The sequence below is a fragment of the Petrimonas mucosa genome (assembly GCF_900095795.1).
Lineage (GTDB): Bacteria > Bacteroidota > Bacteroidia > Bacteroidales > Dysgonomonadaceae > Petrimonas > Petrimonas mucosa.
On record NZ_LT608328.1, the window covers coordinates 1,923,871 to 1,944,207 of the forward strand.

20 protein-coding genes are annotated in these 20,337 nt (G+C 49.4%); 12 read left to right on the forward strand and 8 right to left on the reverse strand.

Going from position 1 to position 20,337, the window contains the following annotated elements; translation table 11 throughout:
- Nucleotides 1–6: 6 nt before the first annotated feature.
- Together hisD and hisG are read right to left on the reverse strand one after the other, a co-directional pair.
- Nucleotides 7–1,320 (reverse strand): histidinol dehydrogenase, encoded by a 1,314-nt coding sequence (gene hisD / locus ING2E5A_RS07695; RefSeq protein ID WP_071136905.1) that lies wholly within the window; start codon nucleotides 1,318–1,320, stop codon nucleotides 7–9.
- Between the two features lie 3 nt (nucleotides 1,321–1,323).
- Entirely contained in the window at nucleotides 1,324–2,181 is an 858-nt protein-coding gene (gene hisG / locus ING2E5A_RS07700; protein WP_071138263.1) for an ATP phosphoribosyltransferase, read from the reverse strand.
- Nucleotides 2,182–2,562: 381 nt separating this feature from the next.
- On the opposite strand from hisG, the gene ING2E5A_RS07705 reads away from it, so the two are divergent.
- Together ING2E5A_RS07705 and ING2E5A_RS07710 are read left to right on the forward strand one after the other, a co-directional pair.
- A complete protein-coding gene (locus ING2E5A_RS07705) occupies nucleotides 2,563–4,587 on the forward strand; it encodes a putative porin (protein WP_083373253.1) in 2,025 nt (674 codons plus the stop codon).
- 15 nt (nucleotides 4,588–4,602) lie between these two features.
- Complete coding sequence (locus ING2E5A_RS07710) at nucleotides 4,603–5,388, forward strand: transporter substrate-binding domain-containing protein (protein ID WP_071138264.1); 786 nt, start codon at nucleotides 4,603–4,605, stop codon at nucleotides 5,386–5,388.
- Nucleotide 5,389: 1 nt separating this feature from the next.
- On the opposite strand, the gene hemW is transcribed toward ING2E5A_RS07710, so the two are convergent.
- From hemW to ING2E5A_RS07725, 3 genes are read right to left on the reverse strand one after another with little or no spacing between them, the layout of a single operon-like run.
- Nucleotides 5,390–6,517 carry a radical SAM family heme chaperone HemW gene (gene hemW, locus ING2E5A_RS07715; protein ID WP_071136907.1) on the reverse strand — a complete coding sequence of 376 codons (1,128 nt, stop codon included), beginning with the start codon at nucleotides 6,515–6,517 and terminating at the stop codon, nucleotides 5,390–5,392.
- Nucleotides 6,517–6,966 (reverse strand): HD domain-containing protein, encoded by a 450-nt coding sequence (locus tag ING2E5A_RS07720; protein ID WP_071136908.1) that lies wholly within the window; start codon nucleotides 6,964–6,966, stop codon nucleotides 6,517–6,519. Before ING2E5A_RS07720 ends, hemW begins: the two co-directional genes overlap by 1 nt.
- Nucleotides 6,963–7,739, reverse strand: coding sequence for a glycerophosphodiester phosphodiesterase family protein (locus ING2E5A_RS07725; protein WP_071138265.1), 777 nt, complete (start codon nucleotides 7,737–7,739; stop codon nucleotides 6,963–6,965). The genes ING2E5A_RS07720 and ING2E5A_RS07725 overlap by 4 nt, the downstream gene beginning before the upstream one ends.
- 597 nt (nucleotides 7,740–8,336) lie before the next feature.
- On the opposite strand from ING2E5A_RS07725, the gene ING2E5A_RS15315 reads away from it, so the two are divergent.
- Nucleotides 8,337–8,483 carry a hypothetical protein gene (locus ING2E5A_RS15315; protein ID WP_154670059.1) on the forward strand — a complete coding sequence of 49 codons (147 nt, stop codon included), beginning with the start codon at nucleotides 8,337–8,339 and terminating at the stop codon, nucleotides 8,481–8,483.
- A 36-nt stretch (nucleotides 8,484–8,519) separates the two neighbouring features.
- On the opposite strand, the gene ING2E5A_RS07730 is transcribed toward ING2E5A_RS15315, so the two are convergent.
- Nucleotides 8,520–9,812: an MATE family efflux transporter gene (locus ING2E5A_RS07730; RefSeq protein WP_071136909.1), complete on the reverse strand. Its 1,293-nt coding sequence runs from the start codon at nucleotides 9,810–9,812 to the stop codon at nucleotides 8,520–8,522.
- A gap of 168 nt (nucleotides 9,813–9,980) precedes the next feature.
- Between ING2E5A_RS07730 and ING2E5A_RS07735 the strand changes: the two genes are divergently transcribed.
- The 7 genes from ING2E5A_RS07735 to ING2E5A_RS07765 all read left to right on the forward strand — a co-directional run bounded on the left by ING2E5A_RS07735 (nucleotide 9,981) and on the right by ING2E5A_RS07765 (nucleotide 17,651).
- Nucleotides 9,981–10,568 carry a V-type ATP synthase subunit E family protein gene (locus ING2E5A_RS07735; RefSeq protein ID WP_071136910.1) on the forward strand — a complete coding sequence of 196 codons (588 nt, stop codon included), beginning with the start codon at nucleotides 9,981–9,983 and terminating at the stop codon, nucleotides 10,566–10,568.
- 133 nt (nucleotides 10,569–10,701) lie between these two features.
- Complete coding sequence (locus tag ING2E5A_RS07740) at nucleotides 10,702–11,550, forward strand: DUF2764 family protein (protein WP_071136911.1); 849 nt, start codon at nucleotides 10,702–10,704, stop codon at nucleotides 11,548–11,550.
- Between the two features lie 34 nt (nucleotides 11,551–11,584).
- Complete coding sequence (locus ING2E5A_RS07745) at nucleotides 11,585–13,342, forward strand: V-type ATP synthase subunit A (protein WP_071136912.1); 1,758 nt, start codon at nucleotides 11,585–11,587, stop codon at nucleotides 13,340–13,342.
- Nucleotides 13,343–13,386: 44 nt separating this feature from the next.
- Complete coding sequence (locus ING2E5A_RS07750) at nucleotides 13,387–14,706, forward strand: V-type ATP synthase subunit B (RefSeq protein ID WP_092032959.1); 1,320 nt, start codon at nucleotides 13,387–13,389, stop codon at nucleotides 14,704–14,706.
- A 21-nt stretch (nucleotides 14,707–14,727) separates the two neighbouring features.
- A complete protein-coding gene (locus tag ING2E5A_RS07755; protein WP_071136914.1) occupies nucleotides 14,728–15,336 on the forward strand; it encodes a V-type ATP synthase subunit D in 609 nt (202 codons plus the stop codon).
- Nucleotides 15,333–17,150, forward strand: coding sequence for a V-type ATP synthase subunit I (locus tag ING2E5A_RS07760; protein ID WP_071136915.1), 1,818 nt, complete (start codon nucleotides 15,333–15,335; stop codon nucleotides 17,148–17,150). Before ING2E5A_RS07755 ends, ING2E5A_RS07760 begins: the two co-directional genes overlap by 4 nt.
- A 39-nt stretch (nucleotides 17,151–17,189) precedes the next feature.
- Nucleotides 17,190–17,651: a V-type ATP synthase subunit K gene (locus ING2E5A_RS07765; RefSeq protein ID WP_071136916.1), complete on the forward strand. Its 462-nt coding sequence runs from the start codon at nucleotides 17,190–17,192 to the stop codon at nucleotides 17,649–17,651.
- Here the strand turns inward: ING2E5A_RS07765 and ING2E5A_RS15910 are convergent.
- Together ING2E5A_RS15910 and ING2E5A_RS07770 are read right to left on the reverse strand one after the other, a co-directional pair.
- Nucleotides 17,597–17,839 carry a helix-turn-helix domain-containing protein gene (locus ING2E5A_RS15910; protein ID WP_083373254.1) on the reverse strand — a complete coding sequence of 81 codons (243 nt, stop codon included), beginning with the start codon at nucleotides 17,837–17,839 and terminating at the stop codon, nucleotides 17,597–17,599. The genes ING2E5A_RS07765 and ING2E5A_RS15910 overlap by 55 nt on opposite strands.
- A 128-nt stretch (nucleotides 17,840–17,967) precedes the next feature.
- The gene (locus ING2E5A_RS07770; RefSeq protein WP_071136917.1) at nucleotides 17,968–18,903 is read right to left on the reverse strand and encodes a cation diffusion facilitator family transporter; all 936 of its coding nucleotides are present in this window, start codon (nucleotides 18,901–18,903) and stop codon (nucleotides 17,968–17,970) included.
- A gap of 190 nt (nucleotides 18,904–19,093) precedes the next feature.
- Between ING2E5A_RS07770 and ING2E5A_RS07775 the strand changes: the two genes are divergently transcribed.
- Complete coding sequence (locus ING2E5A_RS07775) at nucleotides 19,094–19,486, forward strand: heavy-metal-associated domain-containing protein (protein ID WP_071136918.1); 393 nt, start codon at nucleotides 19,094–19,096, stop codon at nucleotides 19,484–19,486.
- Nucleotides 19,487–19,526: 40 nt separating this feature from the next.
- Complete coding sequence (locus ING2E5A_RS07780; protein ID WP_071136919.1) at nucleotides 19,527–20,333, forward strand: glycoside hydrolase family 16 protein; 807 nt, start codon at nucleotides 19,527–19,529, stop codon at nucleotides 20,331–20,333.
- The last annotated feature ends 4 nt before the right edge of the window (nucleotides 20,334–20,337 follow it).

Here is a 20,337-nt window from a genome sequence, read left to right on the forward strand (position 1 = left end):
ATCATCTTAATATTGGGACTGTTCACTCTGAAATCGCTTCGATACCTCCTCAAGCCGCAGTGTCATGGCGTTCTTGTGAGCAATGAGCGCTTCGGCTTCGGCCATGGTTTCGACGGCCGCTCCGATGCTTGTGATCCCCTCTTCCGTGAGCTGCTGAAAGGTGATCTTCTTTACAAAACTGTCCAGCGAAACGCCGCTGTATGCTCGTGCATGTCCACTTGTGGGAAGTGTGTGATTGGTTCCGCTGGCGTAATCGCCGGCGCTTTCGCAACTGTAGTTGCCCAGGAAAACGGAACCGGCACTGGTTACCTCCCGGCTGCGCAGTACGGGATTCTCCACTGCGAGAATCAGGTGCTCGGGCGCATAGAGGTTGCTGAATCGGATGCAGGTGTCGATATCCTTGAACTGGATGGCCCGGCTGTTTTTCAACGCCTTTTCCGCAATATCTTGTCGCGGCAGGTTGCTCAGTTGGATCTCCAGTTCCCTGTTCACCTCCCGGATTACCTGCTTATTGTCCGACAGGAGGATCACTTCGCTGTCGGGACCATGTTCGGCTTGCGACAGCAGATCGGCGGCAACGAACGACGGATGGCAGCTGCTGTCCGCCACCACAACCAGCTCGCTGGGACCGGCAGGCATGTCGATGGCAGTGCCATAATATTGGGCTGCATGCTTTGCCGTCATCACGTACTGGTTTCCCGGGCCGAAGATTTTCTCCACCTTCGGAACCGAATGGGTACCGAAACACATGGCTCCGATGGCTTGGATCCCTCCAAGTACCACTACACGGGTTACGCCGGCAAGGGATGCCGCATAAAGGATGGCTGGATGAACGGTCCCATCCTTGTCGGGTGGTGTACAGAGCACGATCTCGCTGCAACCGGCTATTCTGGCAGGAACGGCCAGCATCAGGACGGTGGAGAAGAGCGGTGCGGTTCCTCCCGGGACGTAGATCCCCACTTTCTCGATGGGCCGTGCCTCACGCCAGCAAACCACACCGGGGGAGGTCTCCACTTTCAGGGTCTGCTCCTGTTGCGAAAGGTGGAACTTCTCGATATTCCTTTTTGCAAGGCCGATGGCCTCCTTCAATTGTTCCGGTATCGATGAGGCTGCGGCTGCAATCGTCCCGGCATCCACCGTAAACTGTTCTGCCGCAAAACCGTCAAATTTCCGTGCATATTTCAGCAAGGCCTTGTCCCCCTTTTTCCGGATATCGTAAAAAACGGTATTTACCAGCTCCATCAGCTTGGCCTGTTTGATGGCGGACCGTTCTGCCAGTTTCGGCCACCTTTTTTCTGAAGGGTTATTTATCGTCTTCATCGATCAGAGTATCATCTTTTCAATATTCATCACCAAGATTCCCTGGGCCTCCACATCCTTCAGCGCATCGATCACATCCCAGAACTGGTCTTCCTGTACCACCGAGTGGATACTGCTCCATCCCTCCTCGGCAAGCGGCAGGATACTGGGCGACTTCATTCCCGGAAGAATGGCACAGATCCTTGGAATCGACGAATTGGGCGCGTTCATCACGATATATTTGCTTTCCACTCCCCGCTTGTAGGCCCTAATACGGAACAGAAGCCTCTCCAGGAGTTCCCGACGGGCAGGAGTGAGCTGCTTGTTTGCAATCAGCACTGCCTCGCTCTTGATGATCGCCTCCACCTCCTTCAATCCGTTCATTATTAATGTACTACCGGTGCTTACTATATCGAAGATCCCGTCGGCCAGGCCGATTCCGGTCGCAATTTCCACACTTCCCCCCAGCTCCTCGATCTTCACATCGATGCCTTTCTTGCTGAAGAATTTCCCAAGGATTTTGGGATAGCTGGTGGCAATCCGCTTACCTCGGAAATATTCCAGACCGGTATACTCCTCATCTTTGGGAATCGCCAGCGAGAGCCTGCAGTTACCAAAACCGAGCTTCTCAATCTCGTCCACCTCCTTCTCTTTTTCCCACACTTCGTTCTCTCCCAGAATACCGATATCAGCAACGCCGTTTTCAACGTATTGCGGAATGTCGTCATCTCTCAGAAAGAGAATCTCCATGGGGAAATTGCGGGCCTCCGTCCTCAGCTTCCTGTCGCTGTTCGACACCTTGATACCGCATTCGCTCAGCAACTGCAACGATTTCTCACTCAATCGCCCTGTTTTCTGGATGGCTATTTTCAGCTTTTCCATCTGTATCTGTTTTGTGCAAGCGTTTTTCAACCGCTTGGGTGTTAATAAAAAAAAACCGCCTGAAATCTTCAGACGGGTCAATATTGTGGATTGATGCTTCTACATATCCTTATCACCTCGCCTGACAGCAAGTATGAAAATGATGATGGTGAAGCTTGTTTACTTTCATTTTATCTCATTTAATGTCGCAAAGTTAATAGAATAATTTTAACAAGGGGCAAAATTTGCCATTTATTTTTAACTCTGGCCAAAAAAAGTTGCCGTCGACACCGTTTCTCACTTTTCGCTCTACCTCCCGACACCCTTCTAGAGGGGGCAATTGACCCAAAAAATGGGATCTCCTAAATTATATATCGCAAATTTTATGTAAGTTTGCACCCGATGAGAAAAATCATATTCATAGTTTTATGGATAACCGTCTGTGTCTCCGAATCGATGGCTCAGGCGCGTGTTATTTTGCCTGATTCGTTGCAAGTGACACCCCGACAGGCTCCACATGATCATCAACATGAAATGGAAGAGCCGTTCGACACCGTCAACCTGGTACTGCCTGCTGCTACAGTCTGGTATCTTCACCCCAGAAGCGGCGACCGCCTTGTCGCAGCCATGGACACGTTGAAGCACAATTACCAGCAGACCACGATCCCCGACGGATATTCGGTTGCAGGCGGATATTTGGGACCGATCGGATCGCCCTTCATCTCGAAAATATTTTTCGAACAAGACGAAACCAGCCATTTCCCGTTTTACGATGCTTACAGACCCTACAATAAGTCGCCCGAACAACACCTTTTCTACAATACGCGGGTACCGTACGCCAACCTCACTTATCAGACCGCGGGTAGCCGACCGGTAAAGGAGCAACGGTTGAAAGCGTTGCTGACGACCAACTTTGGAAAACGTCTCAATGCGGGCATAGAGGGTGACCTGATCAGTGCAAAAGGATTATACAGGTCGCAGGAGAACAAGCACAACGACTGGTCTCTTTTTGGAAACTACCTGAGCGACAAGTTCGAGAGCCATCTTCTGGCGTCGACCTCCACCGTAAAGCAGTTTGAGAATGGTGGAATTACCGATGAGCGGTTCATCCTCGATCCGGAATCGGTAGGCGAGAACTTCTCGACAGGCGACATTCCCGTGAAATTCACCAATACCTGGAACAAGATGAAGACCAACCATCTCTTCTTTTCCGGAAAGTACAATATCGGGTATAACGACCGGTCGGCAGATTCGCTTGGCAGCGGCAAGTTCGTGCCTGTAGCGAGCCTCGTTATTACGTCGCATTATACGGGACAGGACCGGCGGTTTCTCTCCTATGATACGGCACAGGTAACGATTGAGGGCCAGGCGATGCAACGTATCGACCAGTTCTATACGAACCGTTATTACAATACGGCGGTTGACGACAGTGTCACCTTTTCATCCTTCAAGAACAGTGTCGCACTGTCGCTTCGTGAAGGATTCAAACCATGGGTGAAATTCGGTCTGACAGGGTATATAGAACATGAAGTGAGGAACTTCTCGATGATCGACTCGGTCGGCGGTAACATCGGCCGGAGCAAACACCGCGAAAACTCCCTTTTTATCGGGGGGATACTGAACAAACAGCAGGGAGAGCATTTCCGTTTCAACCTGCAGGCCAACCTGGGCATGGCGGGAGCCGATCTTGGGGAGGTGAACCTGGAGGGAGAGGTGGAGACCGCCTTCAACCTGGCCGGAAAGCGGACCGAGCTGAGTGGTCATGCCTATCTCCGGAACATCACCCCGAATTACCTTCAGAAACATTATCACTCCAAATATTTCTGGTGGGATAAAGAGTTGGAAGATGTGCGCAGGGCATTTGTCGGCGGCAGGCTTCATATTCCGTTCACGAACACTACGGTGAATGCAGGCGTGGAAAATCTGCAGAACTATATCTATTTCGATCAAGAGAGAACGGTTGCCCAACACGCTCCTAACGTACAGGTGTTGACTGCAGGTGTGGATCAGAATATAAGGCTGGGTGTATTCAACTGGGATAATCGGGTAGTCTACCAGACCTCGAGCAATCAGGAGGTAATACCGGTGCCCTCTTTAAGTGTTTATTCAAATATGTATTTGAAAGCGCTTATAGTGAATGAGTTGACCTTTCAGTTCGGTGTCGATGCCCATTATCATACCACCTATTTCTCTCCCGGTTACGAGCCGGCTTTGCTTCAGTTCTACAACCAGCGTGAGAAAGAGATTGGTAACTATCCCATTGCCACTGTATACGCTAACATGCACCTGAAACAGACCCGTTTTTTTGTAATGCTCTACAATGCTGCGTCCGCCGTATTGAAGCCGCGCGAATATTTCTCGTTGCCCAACTATCCGGTAAATCCGATGATGTTCAAAATGGGCCTTTCGGTTGACCTGCACAATTAAACAAACTGTTTGACCGTGAAAACGAAAAGGATGCTTATTGTTTACAGCATACTTCTGGGGATCGTATTGGCCCTGATGGTTATGCTATATTCCCTTTCCAGGAAGAGTGCCGTTTTGCCCAGGGACTATCCGGAAATAGTGGAAAGCGGCGAACTCAACATTGTTACCAGCTATGATCCAATCGGATACCATGTGTCGGGTGATACCATCGCCGGATTTCAATATGAGCTTATAAAAATTCTGGAGCGGGATTGGGGTTTAAAAATCAATATTTTCCTTGAAAACGGCCTGGATAAGAGCCTCGAGGGACTGAAGCAGGGAAAGTATGATGTTGTTGCCCGGAACATTCCAGTAAATACAGAGTTGCGGCAGCAGTTCGGTTTTACCCGGTCGATCAACCTGAACAAGCAGGTGCTGGTGCAGCGGAAGGCGGAGTTCAACAACGGAGTCGCCCCTATCCGTCAACACCTCGATCTGGCCAAGAGGACCATCCATGTACACCGGAACTCGCCGGTAATCCTGCGCCTGCAAAACCTCTCCCATGAGATTGGCGACACCATTTTTGTGGAACAGAACGACCTGTATGAGACGGAGCAGCTTGTAATGATGGTTGCCGGTGGAGATATCGATTTTACGGTTTGCGATGAGATCGCTGCCCGGGAACTTGCAGAGAGGATGGTTGAAATTGATGTGGAGACCGATATCAGTTTCACGCAACTGGAGTCGTGGGCAGTCCGGAAAGAGTCGCCCATCCTGCTGGACAGCCTCGATAGCTGGCTCTCCCGTTATCGCCGCAGGTGATCTACTCCACCCACATCAGTTCGCTCATGATCCCGTCGGAGATGAAGATTCCTTCCCGGCTAAGTATCAATGAGTTCTCCTTGATGGTCAAAAGATTCTCCCGGATAAACTTCCGTGCATTCTGCAGGCAGTAGTCGTACATCTCCTGTCCGAATTGCTCCTTCAGCAGGAGCAGATCCACTCCCCACATTGTCCGTAACCCGGTCAGTACAAACTCGTTGTATTGCTGCGAATGGGTCAACCGCTCCCTCTCCTGCGGGAGTTCACCTGCCCCGATTGCAGTGATGTACTTCTCTAGCGAGGCCACATTCCACGACCTGCTCTCCCCGTCGTACGAGTGGGCAGAGGGACCCAGCCCGAGATATCTCTCGTTTTTCCAGTAGGAGGTGTTGTGTGCGGAGTATTTTCCGTTCCTGGCGAAGTTGGAAATCTCGTAATGCTCAAATCGGTTCAGGGCAAGCATGTCGATCAGCATGGAGAACATCTCCCTGCTGGTCTCGTCGGTCGCGGGTTGCACCCGTCCCCTTTGCAGTAGCGTGTAGAGCCTAGTCTGTTTCTCATAGATCAGGTGATAGGCCGAAATATGTTCAATATCCAGTTCACAGGCCTGTATCAGGTTTTCTCTCCACTTTTCGGGCGTTTGACCAGGCAAGCCGTACATTAGGTCGATGCTGATGTTTCCGAACCCTGCATCGCGACAATGCTTTACCGCACTGACCGCCTGTTGGGCTGAATGGCGCCGGCTCAGGAACTTCAACTCTTTGTCGTCGAAGCTCTGGATTCCCATGCTGATCCGGTTGAAGGGCAGCCCCTGCAGAAGCTTTGCATAATCTCCCGTCAGATCGTCCGGGTTGGCCTCCAGTGTGATTTCGGCATCTGGATCGATCTGGAACAGCGCTGCAAGTTGCTTGAAAATTTCTTCGAAATGATCCCTGCTCAATCTAGAGGGAGTACCGCCACCGAAATAGATGGTCCTCACCGGCTCTTTCACTTCGTCTCTCCGTAAACCGGCCTCTCTGCAGATAGCCTCCGTGAAGGCATCCATCTGGCTCTCATCGGTCTCCTTGTAGAAGTCGCAGTAGATACACCTCGTCTTGCAGAATGGGATATGGATGTAGATGCCGGCCATTATTCGGTTTGAAGGGTAGGGGATTCTGTAAGGAATTTATATGCGTTCAGGTATCTTCTGATACGGGCGACGGCTTTATCGTCGAGCTCTTTCAGTCGACGGATATCCATGTTGTCAGTCAGGTCGTTCAGCTTCACCCTGACGGCCAACGGATTTTTCGCCAGGCGCACCAGATACTCCCCGTATGTTTCCGATTCGTCGTGCGTCAATGCCTTCACGGCCTCCACAATTTCTGGAGAGAAACCCTCATTTGTCAACGCTTCAAATGTCCAGGCGGAATCCTCCACCACATCGTGCAGTACACCGGCAATCTTCTCTTTCAGGGTATGGCCGGCACTCATTACCCGCACAACATGTCCCAGGTAGGGCTGTCCGTTCTTGTCGAATTGTCCCGTGTGTGCTTCGGCTGCAATTCCGGTCGCCCGTATCAGTTGTTCTTGTAGTGTCATTTTGCTTCTTCAATCAGTTTCCTGGTCAGCAATGGCTCGTCGGTGGTGATGTAGTCGACTTTCAGGTCGATCATCTCCTTGATATCTTCCGCTTTATTTACTGTCCAAACGTTCACTTTCAGTCCCAGATCGTGCGACTCCTTTACCCAATGCGGATTATTTTTCACCACACTGAAGTGATAGTCGATGCCGGCGGCACCCATCGACTTGATTACCCGGGGTGAGAGATCTCCGTTCAGGTAATAGACCGGTGCGGCAGGATCGAGCTTCCTCACCTGGTTGACAAGATTGATGCCAAACGAGATGTACTCTACCCGGTTTTGTAACCCCCTGGCGTGTACCATCTTGATCACCTTCTCTGCCAACTCGTCTTCCGCCTCCTTTTTCTTGTGTGTCTTGAATTCGACGATCAGCCTGGTATTACCGCATTTTTCAAATGCAGCCAGATACTCTTCCACGGTAGGCATCGGTTCCCCGTTCGCCAGTTTCACCTGTCTGAGCGTAGCGGCAGGGGTCTCCTGCACCGACACTTTCTTTCCGTCGAGCATGATATCGGCGTCGTGATTGACTACCGGAATACCATCAGAGGAAAGCCAGATGTCGACCTCCGAGCCGTAGACCTTCAGGGCATCGGCATTTACCAATGAGGCTATCGAGTTTTGTGCTGAACCGTCGGTTTTCCAATATCCGCGGTGTGCAATGATCTCCTGTGATGTTGCGTAAAAAGCAACCGACAGGAAGAGCAGAGTAATCATTCCAATTTTTTGCTTCATGATTGTTGAATTTTTATTGTTGAATTTCATGCGTTCGTAATGTTCTCCGACCATATCCGGTTTCAACAACCGGTACGATCCGAACTCAAAGGTACAGAAATTTATAATTCTTCCGTTCGATAGACAGATAATTACTAAAAAAAAAGAGTTGATTTGGCGGTTTTTGATCATTGCTGATTTGAATATGTTCATATATTTGTTGATGTGAGATCGTAGAGAGGCATGGGCGTCACCATATTGGCAAACCTGCTGCCTATGCAGGAAAAGCTTTCACCGCACTGTTTGTGGTCTCAGAAGATCTAATATGGTGGGAGATACTCTCTCCCGAACACAATTATGCGAAAGACCGGTAGACCGCTCCTCACTGCCTGCGATACCTGAACGGTTGGTGTTATAACTTCAATCTGGAAGCACATGTGGGTTATGAGATGCGTGTCGTCAGATCGCAGGATCTGATCCATTGAGAGGCCACTCCCTTAAATCCGGTATTGAAAGCTTCTGACGAAGAGAAACAGATAGCCAATAATCAACTTCCACCAGAGTTGCAAAAAAAGATCGACATGGCTGAAAAAATCAACAATTCCGACTTGGTTTTTTGTGAATATCAGGGAAAACTACTTATCAACTACTTACTCTTTGGGAGATCTGAACGGAACGGAATTCCTGGCAGAGGCCCTCTATGATGATAACATGGAACAATTTCTCACCGGATGGTTTCCCGAGTGGTTCAGGTTCATTTTCTAACTTCAACTCTCTCTGTGAAATTTGGGGCTTCCAATCTCACCCCAACCGCAGTGATTTTCGTGCCCAGACGGTCTGGGTGATGCCTCGTACTGAGAGGTATAGGATAAAGGCCAGCCATAGCCCGTTGTTCCCCAGCAATGGTGTGGTGAGATAGTAACAGGCAAAGAAGACGATAGCTGCCAGGATCATGGCGTTGCGCATCGCTTTCGAGGCGGTTGCTCCGATGAAAACACCATCCCAGAGGAAAGCGGCAAATCCGGTTATCGGGATGAGCACTGTCCAGAACAGGAACGATCTGGCAACCGCGATCACCTCCTTGTCGTTGGTAAGCAGTCGCAGAATCGGATCGGGGAAGAAGAGGTAAACGACAACCGCGAAGCCACTTACTATAAATCCCCAGAAAAAGAGTCGTTTTAACATATGGACAAGCAATACCCGGTTTTTAGCTCCCAGATACCTGCCGGTCAGCGCCTCACCGGCATAGGCGAATCCATCCATGAAATAGGAGAAGAACATGAAGAACTGCATCAGCAGTGCGTTGGCGGCCAGGATCAGATCGCCCATGCCAGACGATACAAAGGTGAAAAAGGTGGTGACCAGCGTCAGCAGGAAGGTACGGACAAATACGTCACCGTTGACACGAAAATAGGAGCGGAGGGCCTTGACGTCCAGGATGGAAGGACCGACGATATATCTCCTCAGTCTGCCGTAGAACTTCAGCCACATCAATATGCATACGGCAAGCGTGATTACCTGCGACAACATCGTCCCGAGTGCGATTCCCTTGACCTTCATGCCAAAACCGAATACAAAAGTTGCACTGAGAGCAATATTCAACAGGTTGTTGAGAATAGCGATCACCATCGGGGTCTTCGCGTTCTGCATCCCGATGAAAAAACCCTTGAACGCATAGGTTGCGAGCACCGCCGGAGCGCTCCAGATGCACATGCGAAAATAGGTCTCCACGGCAGCCCTGCTCTCCTCGCCGGACTGTATCAGGCTTATGGCAAATTTTCCGATCGGATATTGCAGCAGGAGAATCAGCAGACCGATTCCCATGCCCACAATCAGAGATCGGATCAACACGTTCATCGCTTCGGTAAAGTTCCGGGCTCCGTATGCCTGTGCGGCAAAACCGCTGCTGCTCATCCTGATAAATCCGAAATTCCAGTAGATCATGTTGAAGATGTTGGCCCCTAACGCCACTGCACCGATATATACCGCTGAACCCAGGTGTCCCGCAATGGCAATATCGATCATGCCCAGCAGCGGAACGGTGATATTGGTGATGATGTTGGGAAGGGCCAGCCGGAAGATCTTTTTGTCCATGACCACAAAAATAATATAAACCACCGAATCAAAAAGCCGTCGTTGGCAGGAATGGAAAAATAAACGAAATTATTGTGCAACGCATGTTTCCCTTTTTTGTATCTTTGTCCTCATAATTTGGGCGTCAATAAGAGATTAACCTTATTGCACAATAACGGAAAAATTTTTATGGACAAGATTCAGGAAATTACCTCTAAATTGTACTCGGAAGGGGTAGAAAAAGGAAAGAAAGAAGCCGAGATGATCATTGCCGAAGCAAAGGCTACACGTGATCAGATAGTGGCTGAAGCGAAAAAAGAGGCGGAACAGATCCTTGCATCGGCAAGGAAAGAGACCGAAGAGTGGAAAAGAAACACGGAATCGGAGTTGAAGCTTTTTGCATCCCAGGCACTGGAGGCTTTAAAAAGCGAAATTACCAACCTGGTGACCGGTAAACTTTCAGAAACCAATGTCAAGATTGCCGTTGAAGACAAGAGATTCATGCAACAGCTGATTACTGAATTGGTGCAGAACTGGTCGAAAAATGAAACATTAACTATCGGGGTCGAGCGTTCCGAGGAGTTGAAGCAATACATTGCAGGAAAAGCAAAAGAGTTGCTCGAAAAAGGAGTGAAAATAGAATCGGTGAATGGACTGAAGACCGGTTTTATCCTCTCTCCGGAGGATGGTACCTACCGGGTGAAATTCGGAGAAGAGGAGTTCATTGAATATTTCCGTCAATTCCTTCGTCCACAGATACAGCGGCTGCTTTTCTGACTGATTTGTTCAGGAGTAATCTGGAAGTCATTGGCTCGGCCTCCTCGCATGGAGTTTCCTGAGATCAGACATTATTTCATGGAAGCGCAGCGCATTTTCCCGGAACCGTTGAATTACAAACTCACAAGGACATATGCTTTTTAAACATCAATATTACTGTTTTATAGCAGGGTTGCCCGATTTCTCTTTCGACAGCATGAAGCTTCCGTTTACGGTGGAAGAGTTCAAGGAGATGTTGGACGGAGAACTGAAACCGGATGATAACCGGTTGTTAAGTAAATACTTCCTGAAGTATGACAACGACAACCTCCTGCAATTGTTAAAGAACAAGGATAGCGAGCTGAATCCGATGGGAAGCATCTCCCGTGAGGAGATTCAGGAGACGATCGGGAGGATCAGGGAGGATCTGCCGCTTAAAAACCGGAATATCCCCGCTTTTTATGAGGAGTTCATCCGAACCTGGCTGAATGAGGAGGCTCAGGACGAAAACCGGTTGTGGGAAGACCTGATCTCCTCGTTGTATATGGATTATGGCATTGAGGTGAAGAATTCGCTCATGTCGCGCTGGTTTGAACTCAACCTGAATATCGGCAACCTCTTGTCGGCCATCTATGCCCGAAAGTACGGCATGGATGTAACCCGGGTGGTGGTCGGCAACAACCAGGTGGCCAGGCTGATCCGTGAGAATGCAAATGCACGCGATTTTGGTCTAAGCCAGGAACTGGAGATTTTCGACACCGTTGTACGGATTTCTGAGGAGAGTGATATCTATGAGCGGGAGAGGAAAATGGACAAATTCCGTTGGGACTGGCTGGAAGAGAACACTGTTTTCGATTATTTCAATATAGAGTATATTTTTGCCTACCTGTGCAAGCTCCAGATATTGGAGCGTTGGGTAAAACTGAATGCAGAAGAGGGTGAACGTATCTTCCGGGGACTGATTGCTGGATTGAAAAGCGAGGTAAAAATGCCGGAAGAGTAACATCTATCGACAAAATTAAAAGTACAAACACAATATGACAAAAGGAACAGTAAAGGGGATCATTTCCAACCTGGTGATCGTGGAAGTGGATGGTCCTGTTGCGCAGAATGAAATTGCCTACATCAACCTTGACGGTACGCAGCTGATGTCGGAGGTCATCAAGGTTATCGGAAAAAACGTCTACGTTCAGGTTTTTGAGAGCACACGCGGACTGAAGGTTGGCACCGAGGTGGAGTTTCAGGGACATATGCTCGAAGTAGTCCTTGGCCCCGGTCTTCTCGAGCGAAACCTGGACGGTTTGGAGAACGACCTGGACAAGATGGATGGTATCTTTCTGAAAAGGGGACAGTACACCTTCCCGCTCAACGAAGAGAAGAAATGGGCTTTTAAGCCTATTGCACAGGTTGGTGATACCGTAGCCGCCGGAACCTGGCTGGGTGAAGTGGATGAAAACTTCCAGCCCCACAAGATCATGGTTCCGTTCGCAATGCGCGGTCAGTACAAACTGAAAAGCATTGCTGTGGAAGGGGAGTACACCATCCGCGAGACCATTGCGGTGGTAGAGGATAAGGATGGAAAGGAGCATGAACTGAACATGATCCAGAAATGGCCGGTGAAGGTGCCGATCACCCTCTACAAGGAGAAGCCCAGGCCTTATAGACTGCTGGAGACCGGCGTCAGGACGATTGACACGCTCAACCCGATTGTGGAAGGAGGAACCGGGTTTATCCCCGGTGCTTTTGGAACGGGTAAGACCGTGCTGCAGCATGCCATCTCCAAACAGGCCGAGGCAGATATTGTGATCATTGCCGCCTGTGGTGAACGTGCCAATGAGGTGGTGGAGATCTTTACCGAGTTCCCCGAACTGGATGACCCGCATACCGGCCGCAAACTGATGGAACGTACCATCATCGTGGCCAACACCTCGAACATGCCGGTGGCTGCACGTGAAGCTTCGGTATACACAGCGATGACCATCGGTGAGTATTATCGCTCCATGGGTTTGAAAGTGTTGCTGATGGCCGACTCCACATCCCGTTGGGCACAGGCGCTGCGCGAGATGAGTAACCGTCTGGAGGAACTTCCCGGTCCCGACGCTTTCCCGATGGACCTGTCGGCAATCATTTCGAACTTCTACGGGCGTGCGGGACATGTTATCCTGAATAACGGCAAGGAGGGTTCCATCACCTTTATCGGAACGGTGTCGCCCGCCGGGGGTAACCTGAAGGAACCGGTTACCGAAAACACCAAGAAAGTGGCCCGCTGTTACTATGCGCTTGAACAGGACCGTGCCGACAGAAAACGGTACCCTGCGATCAACCCGATCGAGTCCTACTCGAAATATATTGAATATCCCGAATTTGAAGCATATATCTCCAAGGCGATCTCCGACGACTGGACATCGAAAGTGAACGATATCAAAACAAGGTTGCTTCGCGGAAAGGAGATTGCCGAACAGATCAATATCCTCGGTGACGACGGCGTTCCGGTCGATTACCATATCACTTTCTGGAAGGCGGAACTGATCGACTTTGTGATTCTGCAGCAGGATGCATTCGACGAGATCGATTCGGTTACCCCGATCGACAGGCAGAAGTATATCCTGGATATGGTGGTGGATATTTGCCGGACCGAATTTGAGTTCGAGAACTTCAATCAGGTTGCCGAATACTTCAAGAGAGTGATCGATGTCTGCCGTCAGATGAACTACTCGGAGTTCAAATCGGAAAAATTCTACGATTATCGCAAACAACTGGATGAGTTGATCAAAAGTAAACTGGAAAACAAGTAGTTATACCGATTGATAGCCGATTGCTATCAATCAAGAGCTGAAAGATTATGGCTAAAGCATTTCAAAAAATATACACCAAGATTACACAGATCACCAAGGCTACGTGTTCTGTAAAAGCCACCGATGTGGGTTACGAAGAACTGGCAACAGTTCACGGTCGGTTGGCCCAGGTAGTGAAAATCATCAACGACGAGGTTACCCTTCAGGTCTTCGAAGGTACTGAAGGGATTCCGACCAATGCGGAGGTGGTCTTTCTCGGAAAGGCTCCCTCGCTGAAGGTGGGTGACCAGCTTGCCGGACGTTTCTTCAATGCATATGGCGATCCCATTGACGGAGGGCCTATTCCGGAAGGGGAGGAGCGTCAGATCGGGGGACCATCGGTAAACCCGGTGAGACGTAAACAGCCATCTGAACTTATCGCTACGGGAATCTCGGGAATCGACCTGAACAATACCCTTGTGTCGGGTCAGAAGATTCCGTTTTTTGCCGATCCCGACCAGCCGTTCAACCAGGTAATGGCAACGGTAGCCCTTCGTGCCAAGGCCGACAAGATCATTCTTGGCGGTATGGGGATGACCAACGACGACTACCTCTATTATAAGAATGTGTTCAGCAACGCAGGGGCGCTCGACCGTATCATCAGTTTCATGAACACGACGGAAGACCCGGCAGTTGAACGGTTGCTTGTACCCGACATGGCGTTGACCGCAGCCGAGTACTTTGCAGTGGACAAGAATGAACAGGTACTGGTGCTCCTCTCAGACATGACCTCCTATGCCGACGCACTCTCTATCGTATCGAACCGTATGGACCAGATTCCGTCGAAGGACTCCATGCCAGGATCGCTCTATTCCGACCTGGCCAAGGTGTACGAGAAGGCGGCACAGTTTCCCGACGGCGGATCGATCACGATCATCGCCGTTACCACGCTCTCCGGAGGCGACATCACGCATGCTGTTCCAGACAATACCGGTTACATTACCGAAGGTCAGCTCTTCCTCCGCCGTGACAGCGACGTGGGCAAGGTGATTGTCGACCCGTTCCGTTCACTTTCGCGTCTGAAACAGCTGGTACAGGGCAAGAAGACACGTGAGGACCATCCGCAGGTAATGAACGCGGCGGTACGTCTCTATGCCGACGCTGCCAACGCGAAGACCAAGCTTGAAAACGGATTCGACCTTACCGATTACGACCAGCGGGCATTATCCTTTGCTCGGGATTACTCGGAGTATATTCTTGCCATTGATGTGAATCTCGATACCGTTGAGATGCTGGATACAACCTGGAAGTTGTTGTCAAAACATTTCAACCCGCAGGAGGTGAACATGAAACGGGAATTGGTAGAGAAGTACTGGAAGCAGTAACAGGTAACGTTTACTGAAAATATGGCCATAAAATTTCAATATAACAAAACATCACGCCAGCAGTTGGAAAAACAACTGAAGATACGCGAGCGGGCTCTTCCCACGTTACAGAACAAGGAGACGGCTTTGCGTATGGAGGTGAAAAGGGCGAAAAATGAAATCGAAGAGCTGGAAAAGGAGCTCGAGAAGCAGATCCTTTCCTACCAGAAGATGGTGGGCATGTGGCTTGAGTTTGATGCCAGCTTGATTCGGGTAAAAGATGTCCAGCTCTCCAAAAAGAAGATTGCAGGTGTACTGGTCCCGATACTCGACTCGGTAGATTTCGACATCAAGCCGTTCAGTCTCTTTAATCGCCCTAAATGGTACCTGGATGGCGTTAAGACCCTCGAAACACTGGCTGAGTTGGGTATACGGCGGGATTTTCACGAACTGAGGATCCAGCGGCTCGACTACGCAAGAAAAAAGACGACACAGAAAGTAAACCTTTTCGAAAAAGTGCAGATACCCGGTTATCAGGATGCCATCCGGAAAATCAAACGGTACCTCGAGGATGAGGAGAACCTCTCCAAATCCTCGCAAAAAATCATGCGTGCCCATCTGGAGAAAAAGAGAGAGGAGGAGAGCTTATGATAGCGAGAATGAAAAAATTCACCTTCCTTACCTATCACAGGGATTACGATACGTTCCTGCACGAGTTGCGCGATCTGGGGTTGATTCATGTGGCTTCGTCCGACAGATTTGCTGAAGATGACGGAGAACTGAATGATCTCCTGAGCAGGCTGAAGCAGCTGGGGGAGGCACAGAAGATACTGAATAAGCAAATCGATAAAAAGTCGCCGGTTCCCATGAATGAGCCCGATGTTGAACGGGGATCGGCAATTCCGCGGGAGATCGAGCTTGTCCAGGGTGCAATCACAACACTGAACCAGCAATTGCAGGTGAGTCTCAAGGAGCGTGAACTGCTTCGCCCCTGGGGAAATTTCGATCCGGAAAACATTGAACGGTTAAGGAGAGCCGGTTACAGAGTGAATTTCTTTGTTGTTCCCGATAATCGCTACAATCCCGAATGGGAAACGGTTTACGATGCCGTGGTAGTAAAAAGGGAAACCTCCAGGAGCTATTTCATTACCCTTTCCAAAAACGATAATGTTGCTGACGAACTCGACCTGGAAGCAGTGAAACTCCCGGAGGTGTCGCTTGCTCAGCTGGATGAGCTGATCACCACTTTACGCAACCGGATTCAAGAAGAGGAGCAGAGACTGAAAGCGCTTACGGCGGACTTGCCATCGCTGAAAGCGGCAATGAGGGAGATCGAACAACGGATCAACTACAAGAAGGTGCGTCGATGCGGCGCCTCGCTGGCAGACGACAAACTGATGCTGTTGCAGGGCTGGGCTCCTGAAGATAACCTACAGGAGATCTCCGACTACCTGGAATCGAAGACTGTCTATTTCGATGTTGCCGATCCCACACCCGATGACGACGTCCCCATCAAGTTCAAAAACAACAGGTTCGCACGGCTCTTTGAACCTATTGCCGAGCTCTATATGCTTCCAAAGTATAACGAGATTGATCTTACACCCTATTTCGCACCGTTCTACATGCTCTTTTTTGGATTATCGCTCGGTGATATCGGGTATGGATTGTTTCTCCTTGTAGCAGCCACGGTGGTAAAATTGCTCCAGAAAAACAAGTTGAACTCTTCAATGAAGGCAATTCTGTCGTTGGTTCAACTGCTGGGTGGATCTACCGTGGTAACCGGTTTCTTGACAGGCGGATTCTTCGGTTTTGCCCTGTATGATCTCGACTGGCCTGTTGTTCAGACGTTAAAGGAAAAGGCCTTTTTCGACAACAACCAGATGTTTACCTTGTCGCTTGTGCTCGGTGTCATACAGGTGCTATTCGGTATGGTCATGAAGGTTTTCAACCGTATCAAACAGCAAGGGTTCAAATACTCCCTCTCTACCATCGGTTGGATCTTACTTCTGGTAAGCTGTATAGTTGCAGCCCTGATGCCGGAAAAAGTGCCGATGTTCGGTACCGTTCATCTGGCTGTACTGGTGCCTGCCGCATTGCTGATCTTCTTCTACAACTCTCCCGGCAAGAACCCCCTTGTTAATCTGGGACTCGGGTTGTGGGAGAGCTACAATATGGCAACCGGGTTGCTGGGTGATATCCTCTCCTATGTCCGCCTCTTTGCCTTAGGGTTGTCGGGAGGAATACTGGCGAGCGTCTTCAACAGCCTGGCAGCGGGCATGAGCCCAGATAACGCTATTGCTAAACCGATTGTATATCTATTGATATTTCTTGTCGGTCATGCTATCAATATATTTATGAATACTTTGGGAGCGATTGTTCACCCTGTACGTCTTACTTTTGTTGAGTTTTATAAAAATTCAGAATTTGAAGGCGGAGGGAAAAAGTATCGCCCATTCAGCAAATAGAATTCAGAAATTAATAAACACAATAACTAAAATCAATTTATGGAAACTAATTTATTTATTGCCTATATCGGCATTGCGGTTATGTTGGCCCTCACAGGCATTGGAAGTGCTTATGGCGTTACAATTGTGGGAAATGCAGCCATTGGTGCTGCCAAGAAAGTAGATGGCAAGTTCGGTAACTTCCTGGTGTTGACGGCTCTTCCCGGAACGCAAGGGTTGTATGGTTTCGCCGGATATTTCATGTTTCAGAACATTTTCAAAGTCTTGACACCCGAAATCACCTATTTCCAGTCGATGGCTACATTAGCAGCCGGATTGGCTTTGGGATTCATCGGGTTGTTATCGGCAATCCGTCAAGGCCAGGTTTGCGCCAACGGAGTTGTTTCGATCGGTCAGGGACACGATGCTTTCGGTAACACGCTGATTCTTGCCGTTTTCCCCGAGCTTTATGCCATTGTGGCTCTTGCTGCAGCCTTCCTTATCGGAAGCGCTATTGCATAACGGTGATATATAACGCCGTGAACGGACCCCCAAAAGTTAGACAAAAAACTTTTGGGGGTTACTTTTATCTCTAAACAGACGTTTGAAAAGAAATTATCAATTGTATCTCCCGGTTGACAGTTCAACGCTTCACAAATGGCCTCGAGCGTGCTGAACCTTAAACGGTTAAATCGTTTTGTTTTGAAGATCTATCCCTTTCTTGAAGATAGATGTCTGGCTATCAGACCCACAAAAATTGCCCACGCCACAATCTGCAGCGATTTAAAAAGGAGATTGCTAGGTTTTAACATTAAGGATTACCCCGCGGTGGAGCCTCCTATTTCCGTTCTGCAGAAAGTGTGGAATAGAAACTCCGGTCGATATTGATATCATTGAGCGATAACGGATCTTCGATGGGTTCAATGTGGGTAGTGACGGTGACTGTTCCGTCGAACATCTTCTCGATCTCCTGTTCGATGGTCTCTGCGAAATCGTGACCCTCCTTCACCGTCCATCTGCCGGGAACCAGTAGATGAAACGATATGAATTTCCGGTAGCCGGCCTGGCGTGTCAACAGTGAGTGGTAATCGATCTCTCTCCCTTTCAGTGAATCGAAGTAGTCGGTAATCTGCCTGATCTCCTCCTGCGGAATGGAGGCGTCCATCAGTTCACTGGCCGACCGTCCGATGAGTCGGTATCCGGTATAGACGATATTCAATGCCACGACAATGGCGATAATGGGGTCAAGAACCAGCAATCCGGTAAACTTTACAGCCAGCACACCAGCAATTACGCCTGCCGATGTCCACACATCGGTCATCAGGTGCTTCCCGTCAGCTTCAAGCACTATCGACTGCTCTTTTTTTCCGGTCCGGATCAGCAGCAAACCGGCAAGGAGGTTTACTGCTGAAGCAGCGAGAGAGAAGAGTGTTCCGATGCCCAGGCTTTCCAGGGGCTTCGGATCCATAATTCGCAGGATGGAGCTGTAGATAATGCTGAAGGCGGCTATCAGGATAAGTGCTCCTTCAATGGCACTGGAGAAATATTCGGCCTTGCCGTGACCATATTCATGTCCTTCGTCAGCGGGCTTTTCTGAGATCTGAAGCAGTACAAGGGCGATAACTGCCGCAAACAAGTTTACCAGAGACTCCAACGCATCGGAGTAGAAACCCATCGATCCGGTCTTTAGATAGGCGGTAAACTTCAAACCGATGGTAACCACTGCCGCGGCAATGGAGAGATAGATGAATTTTTTCAGCGACCGGGATTTCATTTTCCTTACCGATAATGAAACAAAGGTAATTATTTTAACTGTTTGTATCCAGAATCTCTTCGATTTTAACTCCGATGTCGGATTAAAATGAGGGCGGTCCAACAACAAAAGGACTCTTTCCCGTGTTAATAGTAGATCAATTACATCTCGATTACAATTTGGATCAATAAAAATCTTTAATTCGGAAAATATGAATAAGTATCTCTATTTAATGGTAATAGCCCTGTTTATAACATTTGCCTCATGCAGTTCAAACCGCTCAAAATCTGGCCAGGATGCTCCGGCAAACGCCCAGTCTGAAGAGGTGGCGCATCACGACAAGCATGCTTTGCTGGGAGTAAGGGGTAGTTGTGAAATGTGCAAGGAGAGGATTGAAAAGGAGGCCAACTCCATTCCTGGAGTCACTTCGGCTTCGTATAACCTGGAGAAGGAGCAGCTCCATTTTCATTTCGATGAATCAAAAACCTCCGTCGATGCCGTAAGCAAGGCGCTCGCCGCTGTAGGTCACGACACCGAGAGGGATAAGGCTCCTGACGATGTCTATGATGCCTTGCCCGGTTGTTGCAAGTACAGGGAACTGTAATTTTTTTCTTACATTTGTGCACAATTAAAATTCCGGAACAATGAAAAAATTTCTTCTTCTGGCTCTCGTACCGGGCCTGCTGTTAACTCTTTCTGCCTGCACCGAACAAAAAAAGAGCGATCCCAAGGAGGCCAAATGGACTCTGGTTTGGGAAGACGACTTCAAGAGAAATCAGCTCGACACAACCAAGTGGGCCAAGATTCCGCGTGGAAAAAGCGACTGGAACAACTACATGAGTGATTACGACAAACTCTACGAGGTGAAAGAGGGTAATCTGGTGCTGAGGGGAATCCGCAATGAGGTACTGCCTAACGATACGGCGCCATTTCTTACGGGCGGGGTTTACACCAAGGGCAAACGGACGTTCGGGTTTGGCCGGCTGGAGATCAGGGCAAAGCTGAATCCGGCGAAAGGAGCCTGGCCTGCATTCTGGATGCTGCCGAATGATGCCAAGTGGCCCGACGGTGGTGAGATCGACATCATGGAACGGCTGAGTCACGACAAGCTCATTTACCAGACCGTACATTCCCGGTATACCCAGACCGACAGCCTGCGGCTCAACCCGCCCGCCAGTTCCATCGTAGGCATGAACCCCAATAACTACAACGTCTATGCCCTGGAAAAGTATCCCGACAGCCTGGTCTTTTACGTAAACGACACCCGGACAAAAAACTATCCACGAATAAAAACCGACCACGAGGGACAGTTTCCATTCGCGGATCAAGAGTTCTATCTGCTACTCGACATGCAACTGGGCGGCAGTTGGGTAGGGGCTGTCAACCCCGACGAGCTGCCAGTGGAGATCTATGTCGACTGGGTACGATATTACGAGCCCAAGGGCAATTGAGTGC

Bases quoted from the DNA above. Each gene is read 5' to 3' on its own strand.
- hisD (WP_071136905.1), bottom strand. From the start codon at position 1,320: ATGAAGACGATAAATAACCCTTCAGAAAAAAGGTGGCCGAAACTGGCA.
- hisG (WP_071138263.1), bottom strand. From the start codon at position 2,181: ATGGAAAAGCTGAAAATAGCCATCCAGAAAACAGGGCGATTGAGTGAG.
- ING2E5A_RS07705 (WP_083373253.1), top strand. From the start codon at position 2,563: ATGAGAAAAATCATATTCATAGTTTTATGGATAACCGTCTGTGTCTCC.
- hemW (WP_071136907.1), bottom strand. From the start codon at position 6,517: ATGGCCGGCATCTACATCCATATCCCATTCTGCAAGACGAGGTGTATC.
- ING2E5A_RS07720 (WP_071136908.1), bottom strand. From the start codon at position 6,966: ATGACACTACAAGAACAACTGATACGGGCGACCGGAATTGCAGCCGAA.
- ING2E5A_RS07725 (WP_071138265.1), bottom strand. From the start codon at position 7,739: ATGAAGCAAAAAATTGGAATGATTACTCTGCTCTTCCTGTCGGTTGCT.
- ING2E5A_RS07730 (WP_071136909.1), bottom strand. From the start codon at position 9,812: ATGGACAAAAAGATCTTCCGGCTGGCCCTTCCCAACATCATCACCAAT.
- ING2E5A_RS07735 (WP_071136910.1), top strand. From the start codon at position 9,981: ATGGACAAGATTCAGGAAATTACCTCTAAATTGTACTCGGAAGGGGTA.
- ING2E5A_RS07740 (WP_071136911.1), top strand. From the start codon at position 10,702: ATGCTTTTTAAACATCAATATTACTGTTTTATAGCAGGGTTGCCCGAT.
- ING2E5A_RS07745 (WP_071136912.1), top strand. From the start codon at position 11,585: ATGACAAAAGGAACAGTAAAGGGGATCATTTCCAACCTGGTGATCGTG.
- ING2E5A_RS07755 (WP_071136914.1), top strand. From the start codon at position 14,728: ATGGCCATAAAATTTCAATATAACAAAACATCACGCCAGCAGTTGGAA.
- ING2E5A_RS07760 (WP_071136915.1), top strand. From the start codon at position 15,333: ATGATAGCGAGAATGAAAAAATTCACCTTCCTTACCTATCACAGGGAT.
- ING2E5A_RS07765 (WP_071136916.1), top strand. From the start codon at position 17,190: ATGGAAACTAATTTATTTATTGCCTATATCGGCATTGCGGTTATGTTG.
- ING2E5A_RS07770 (WP_071136917.1), bottom strand. From the start codon at position 18,903: ATGAAATCCCGGTCGCTGAAAAAATTCATCTATCTCTCCATTGCCGCG.
- ING2E5A_RS07775 (WP_071136918.1), top strand. From the start codon at position 19,094: ATGAATAAGTATCTCTATTTAATGGTAATAGCCCTGTTTATAACATTT.
- ING2E5A_RS07780 (WP_071136919.1), top strand. From the start codon at position 19,527: ATGAAAAAATTTCTTCTTCTGGCTCTCGTACCGGGCCTGCTGTTAACT.